Genomic DNA, 6295 nt, shown 5'->3' on the forward strand with positions numbered 1-6295 from the left:
GCTTGCGCACCCTGTCCGCCCCCACCGCCAGCAGCAGCGTCGGCAGGCGCGGGCCCGTGTCGCGGCTCACCAGGAGGCGGTACAGCAGCGCGAAGAACGAGCGCTGCGCGACCTTCAGCTCCGACGTCGGCTTGGCGTCGGGGGCCAGGCCCGCCTGGATCTTCGGGACGCCGTAGACGAGCGTGGTCAGCCCGTCCAGCGACCAGTGCTCGTCGAGCCCGGCCAGCAGCAGCCGCAGCGACTCGCGCGCCTCGTCGTCCAGGGACGCCAGCAGCTCGGCGTCCGGCTCGTCCCGCAGGATCGTCCGCTGCTCGGCCGGGACCTGGGTGGTGACCCAGTGCTGCGCGCGGTCGAGCCGCGGCCTGGTCTCGTCGAGCGAGCGGACCGGGTTGGCCGGGTCCAGTTCGCTGAGGATGCGCAGCGTCTGCTCGTCCTGGCCGCCGGTGATGTCCACGACCGAGGCGAGCGTCCGGTACGGCAGCGGCCGCGCCGTCCTCGGCAGCTCGGCGGCGGCCGTCCTGGTGGCGCGCCCGTACGCGGCGACGTCCGCCGGCTGCGCCGAGCCGTCCGCGATCTTGCGCTCCAGGGCGTCCCACTCGTCGTACAGCCGCTGGATCTCCTGGTCGAAGGCGATCTTGAAGGACTGGTTCGGCTTGCGGCGCGCGTACAGCCAGCGCAGCAGCGGCGCCTCCATGATCTCCAGCGCGTCGGCCGGGGTCGGCACGCCGCCCTTGGACGACGACATCTTGGCCATGCCGCTGATGCCGACGAACGCGTACATCGGGCCGATCGGCTGCCGGCCGTCGAAGACCTCGCGGACGATCTGGCCGCCGACGACGTACGAGGAGCCGGGCGAGGAGTGGTCGACGCCGCTGGGCTCGAAGACCACGCCCTCGTACGCCCAGCGCATCGGCCAGTCGACCTTCCAGACCAGCTTGCCGCGGTCGTGCTCGCGCAGCAGCACCGTCTCCTCGTGCCCGCAGACGCAGCTGTAGGTCAGCTCGGTCGACTCGTCGTCGTACGCGGTGACGGTCGTCAGGTCGCGGTCGCACACGGAGCAGTAGGGCTTGTACGGGAAGTAGCCCCCGCCGCCCGTGCTGCCGTCGTCCTCGTCGGCCGCGCCGGAGCCCTCCGCGGCCTCCAGCTCGGCCTCGTCGACGGGCTTCTGGCCCTGCTTCTGGCCCTGCTTCTGCCCCTTGGCCGCGCCGCCCGGCCCGCCCGGCCCGCTCTGCCCGCCCGGCTTGTCCTTCGTCCGGTACCGGTCGAGGATCTCGTCGATCCGGCCGCGCTCGCGCATCGCGTGCAGGATCTGCTCGCGGTACGCCCCGGACGTGTACTGCTCGGTCTGGCTGATGCCGCGGAACTCGATGCCGAGCTCCTCCAGCGCCTTGATCATCGGCGCCTTGAAGTGCTCGGCCCAGTTCGCGTACGAGCTGCCGGGCGGGGCCGGCACCGAGGTGAGCGGCTTGCCGATGTGCTCCGACCAGGACGGGTCGATGCCGGCCGGGACCTTGCGGTACCGGTCGTAGTCGTCCCAGGAAATGATGTGCACGCAGTCGTGCCCGCGGCGCCGGATCTCATCGGCCACCAGGTGCGGGGTCATGACCTCGCGCAGGTTGCCCAGATGAATCGGGCCGGAGGGGCTGAGGCCCGAGGCGCAGACAATGGGTTTGCCGGGGGCATGACGCTCCGCCTCGGCAATGACCTCGTCGGCGAATCGGGAGACCCAGTCGGCCTCGGTGCTCTGAGCCACGTTCGGCACTTCCTTCCTTGCGGTCATGGCGTCGACCATTGTCCCAGACGGCAAGGGTGCCCCGGGGGTTCCGCGACCGCCCGTGAATTAGGCCGCCCGCCGGGCGGACGGTACGCGGCCGTAGGTCCGTACAGCGCGTACGCCCCTCCCGCCCGGCCGATAACCCCTCCGGGCCGGCACACACCCCATGGGATACTTGGCACCGGCCCATACGACCTCTCACGGAACGGCAACCCATGGCTTCGGTCCCTTCTCTCGCCGCCACGGTCCACCAGCGCGTCGCGGACGCCCTCTCGGCTGCCCTGCCGGAGGCCGGCGCCGCCGACCCGCTGCTGCGACGCAGCGACCGAGCGGATTTCCAGGCCAACGGGATGCTGGCGCTGGCGAAGAAGCTGAAGGGCAACCCCCGCGAGCTGGCCGCCAAGGTCGTCGAGGGGCTGCCTGCCGGTGAGCTGATCTCCGGCGTCGAGGTCTCCGGGCCCGGCTTCCTCAACATCACGATCGCCGACTCCGCGATCACGAACACGCTCGCGGCCCGCGCCGCCGACGACCGGCTCGGCGTGCCGTACGCGGCGAAGCCCGGCACCACCGTCATCGACTACTCCCAGCCCAACGTGGCCAAGGAGATGCACGTCGGCCATCTGCGCTCGACGGTGATCGGCGACGCGATCGTCAAGATCCTGGAGCACCGGGGCGAGACGGTCGTGCGCCGCCACCACATCGGCGACTGGGGCACCCAGTTCGGCATGCTCATCCAGTACCTGATCGAGCACCCCGCCGAGCTGGATCACGCCTCCGACTCCGCCGCTGCCGCGAACGGCGCCGAGGGCGAGGGCGAGGCCGCCATGGCGCGGCTCAACCGCCTCTACAAGGCGTCGCGCGCGGTCTTCGACTCCGACGAGGAGTTCAAGGGCCGCGCCCGGGGCCGGGTGGTGTCCCTCCAGTCCGGCGACGAGGAGACCCTCGCCCTCTGGCACAAGATCGTCGACGAGTCGAAGATCTACTTCCGGGGCGTGTACGAGAAGCTCGACGTGGAGATCCGCGACGCGGACATCGTCGGCGAGAGCGCGTACAACGACGACCTGATCAACGTCGTGAAGGAGCTGGAGGAGTCGGGCGTCGCCGTCCGCTCCGACGGCGCCCTGTGCGTCTTCTTCGACGACGTCAAGGGCCCGGACGGCAACCCGACGCCGCTGATCGTCCAGAAGTCCAACGGCGGCTTCGGGTACGCGGCCACCGACCTCGCCGCCATCCGCGACCGGATCGGCAAGCTGGGCGCCGACACCCTCCTCTACGTGGTGGACGCCCGGCAGGCCCTGCACTTCCGGATGGTCTTCGAGACCGCCCACCGGGCCGGCTGGCTCCCCGAGGACACCGCGCGGCAGCTCCCCTTCGGGACCGTGCTCGGCAAGGACGGCAAGCCCTTCAAGACCCGTGAGGGCGAGACGGTCCGGCTGGTCGACCTGCTGGACGAGGCGATCGACCGCGCGTCGGCCGTCGTGCGGGAGAAGGCCAAGGACCTCACCGAGGCGGAGATCGCCGAGCGCGGCGCGCAGGTGGGCATCGGCGCGGTCAAGTACGCCGACCTGTCCACCTCGATGACCCGCGACTACGTCTTCGACCTGGACCGGATGGTGTCCCTCAACGGCGACACCAGCGTGTACCTCCAGTACGCGTACGCGCGTATCCAGTCCATCCTGCGCAAGGCGGACGGCAAGCAGCCGGTCCCACACCCGGAGCTGGCGCTGGCCCCCGCCGAGCGGGCCCTGGGTCTGTACCTCGACGACTTCGCCGAGATCCTGGAGGCGGTCGCCGAGACGTACGAGCCGCACAAGCTCGCCGCGTACCTCTACCAGCTGGCCTCGCACTACGCGACGTTCTACGAGCAGTGCCCGGTCGTGAAGGCCGACGTCCCCGCCGACGTCGCCGAGAACCGGCTCTTCCTGTGCGAGCTCACCGGCCGCACGCTGCGGCAGGGCATGGCGCTCCTGGGCATCCGCACCCCCGAGCGCCTGTAACCGGCGAAGGTGAGGGGGCCGTTTCGCATCGTGAAACGGCCCCTTTCATCTGCCCGGGGCCGGGCCGTCAGGACCGTCAGGAAGCTGTCTGCGGCTCCCACGTCTTCTTCTCGTCGTTGTACGAGTACTTCGGCGCGCCCTTCATCCCGGACGTGCGGAACGGCTTGCCGTGGTCGTAGATCCGCGTCGTGCCGTGCCGCCCGCCGCTGCTCCACTCCAGTTCCAGGTACCAGCTGACGTCGTGGCCGGTGGTGTGCGCCTGGATGTTCAGCACCTGCGGGTCGTTCAGCGACACCTTGTACGGGAAGTCCGTGGCGGGGATCTTCACATCGCCCTGCTCCCCGGCGACCGGCCGCGTCACCGGGGAACCGGCGTCGAGGTCGATGTCGAACGACCGCGGCGTCATCCCGCCGCCGCAGCCGCTGCCCATGGAGAACGCCGACCAGTCGAGCGGCGCGGACCGCCCCACCACGCGCACGTGCAGCGCCTGGAGCACCACCGTCTTCTCGCTCTTGCCCTGCACGACCAGCTGGGTCTTGGACGTGCCGCCGGTGACCGCGCCCTGGTTCCGCGCCCAGGCCCCGGTGTCCTGTTCGGTGGGCGGCTGCGGCACCTGGGCGGGCGTGTCGCCCAGCAGGTAGTACTGGAAGCAGCGGTCCTCCCAGGAGTTGATCCGGCTGCTCACGGTCAGCGGCTCGCCCGAGACGTCCCCGGCCCCGCTCCCGGCTTTTCCATCGTCCGTATCCGCCGCGCCGCCAGGGTCCTTCGCGCCGCCCGACGCGGTGGGCGAGGACGAGGGCGAGGCGTCCTTGGACGCCCCGGCGCCGCCGTCCGGCTTGGACGCGCTGTCGGGCGAGCCGCTCGCCGAGGGCCGCGGCGTATGCGGGCCGGTGCTCGGCAGGCGCGAGGCGGAGTAGCCCGCGGGCTTCTCCTTGCCCCCGTCCAGCGTCCCGGTCGCCTGGGCCACCGCAACGGCGGCGGGCACGGCGAGCGCCACCACCCCGGCGCCCACGAGGGCCGCCCGCTTCCGCGTCCAGCGACGGACCGGATGCTTGGATTCCGCTACGGCCGCGGGCCCGGCCGGCGGTACGGGCACGGGTTCGGGTACGGGCTCCCGTACGGGCGCGTCCTCCCGTACCGCCTCCGGCACGGGCTCCGGCACGGGCTCCACCCGCGGCTCCGCCGCCTGCTCGGGCTCGGGCTCCGGCTCCGGTGCCGGGGCCGCCGCCGAAGGCTTGCGCCGCCGCGCCGCGTCCGCGACGATCCACCGCCGGTGCACCTCCACCAGCTCGTCCGGCGTCGCCCCGCACAGCCGCGCGAGACGTTCCACGGGTGCGTAGTCGGTGGGCACGGCGTCGCCGTTGCAGTAGCGGTGCAGCGTGGACGTGCTCACGTGGAGCTTGCCGGCCAGGACGCCGTAACTGCGTCCCGAACGGCCCTTCAGCTCCCTGAGCAGCGCGGCAAAGTCCTCGGTCTCACTCGCCACACCCACCGGCCCCCTCCCTGTTCCGTCCCGGAAGCGCGTTCCAGGGCTGGGGTTCCTCCCCAGGTCAGTTTATGCGCGGCCGTTCCAGCTTCCCCAATAGCCGGGCGGCCATTGCGGCTGGGACAGGACGCCTCGCAGGCTGTGGACACACCGCGGCGAGTTCCGCGGCTCCCACTCTTCCAGCGCCATCCGCCCAGGAGCAGTCATGCGTTCACGCGTCCGGTTCAGCTTGATCGATGCCGTGGCCGTCGCGGTGCTCGTGGCGTCCACCGTCACCGTCGTGGCGCTCGTCCACTCCTTCTGACCAGCTACGGGGAGAACTCCGATCATGGCCAAGTCCCGCCGCACCCGTTCCATCGCCGTCGCCGTCGCGGCGCTCGCCGCCGCCGTCTCCCTGACCGCCTGCCAGTCGGGCGGCGACGACAAGGCCGCCGACAAGGCCGGCGCGAGCGCCACCGCGCCCGCCGCCTCGGGCGCCGCCAACGACGCCAAGACCGACAGCGCGTCCGGCAGCGCATCCGGCAGCGCGGGCAAGAAGGCCGACTCCACGGCCCGTATGAGCGGCAAGAGCGGCAGCGCGGCCCAGGAGGAGAGCGGGGACGACTCGGGCCCGACGGAGCTCGCCTGCACCGGGGACAACCTCGACGTCACCGCCCAGGCCCTGACGCGCCCCAGCCACTACCTCCTGCTCACCGCCACCAACACCGGCGGCCAGGCGTGCAACGCGTACTACTACCCGATGCTCCGGTTCGGCGAGGACCAGTCCGTGTCCGCCGCGCCCATGGAGGACACCAAGCCGCAGGCCGTGGTCACCCTCCAGCCCGGCGAGTCGGCCTACGCGGGCGTCGCCCTCGGCGCCGACGGCGAGCACGGCCGCACCGCCGACTCGCTGGCCGTCTACTTCAGCGGCGCCGACAGCGGCGAGGGCTCCACCGGCTCCGCCGCCCACCCGGCGCTCCCCGGCGGCAGCGCGTACTACGACGACAACGCCCAGGTCACCTACTGGCAGCGCGAGAAGGCCGACGCCATCAACTAGCC

At 71.9% G+C, this 6295-nt stretch carries 4 protein-coding genes; 2 read left to right on the top strand and 2 right to left on the bottom strand.

The genetic code is table 11. The annotated features are described in order from the left end of the window. The coding region (gene lysS, locus ACFU99_RS29035) for a lysine--tRNA ligase (RefSeq protein ID WP_384397631.1) at nt 1-1780 on the bottom strand (1780 nt) is incomplete at its 3' end. A 209-nt stretch (nt 1781-1989) separates the two neighbouring features. Here lysS and argS point away from each other — a divergent pair. Continuing rightward, complete coding sequence (gene argS / locus ACFU99_RS29040) at nt 1990-3771, top strand: arginine--tRNA ligase (protein ID WP_384397633.1); 1782 nt, start codon at nt 1990-1992, stop codon at nt 3769-3771. Between the two features lie 76 nt (nt 3772-3847). Here argS and ACFU99_RS29045 read toward each other — a convergent pair whose 3' ends face one another. Continuing rightward, a complete protein-coding gene (locus ACFU99_RS29045; protein WP_384397635.1) occupies nt 3848-5263 on the bottom strand; it encodes a helix-turn-helix domain-containing protein in 1416 nt (471 codons plus the stop codon). Between the two features lie 322 nt (nt 5264-5585). Here ACFU99_RS29045 and ACFU99_RS29050 point away from each other — a divergent pair, with 322 nt between their 5' ends. Continuing rightward, nucleotides 5586-6293 carry a DUF4232 domain-containing protein gene (locus ACFU99_RS29050; RefSeq protein WP_384397637.1) on the top strand — a complete coding sequence of 236 codons (708 nt, stop codon included), beginning with the start codon at nt 5586-5588 and terminating at the stop codon, nt 6291-6293. The last annotated feature ends 2 nt before the right edge of the window (nt 6294-6295 follow it).

This window comes from Streptomyces sp. NPDC057654, assembly GCF_042800135.1.
Classification (GTDB): domain Bacteria; phylum Actinomycetota; class Actinomycetes; order Streptomycetales; family Streptomycetaceae; genus Streptomyces.

Excerpts from the sequence above, each read along its gene's own strand:
- argS (WP_384397633.1), top strand. The coding sequence starts at position 1,990 with ATGGCTTCGGTCCCTTCTCTCGCCGCCACGGTCCACCAGCGCGTCGCG.
- ACFU99_RS29050 (WP_384397637.1), top strand. The coding sequence starts at position 5,586 with ATGGCCAAGTCCCGCCGCACCCGTTCCATCGCCGTCGCCGTCGCGGCG.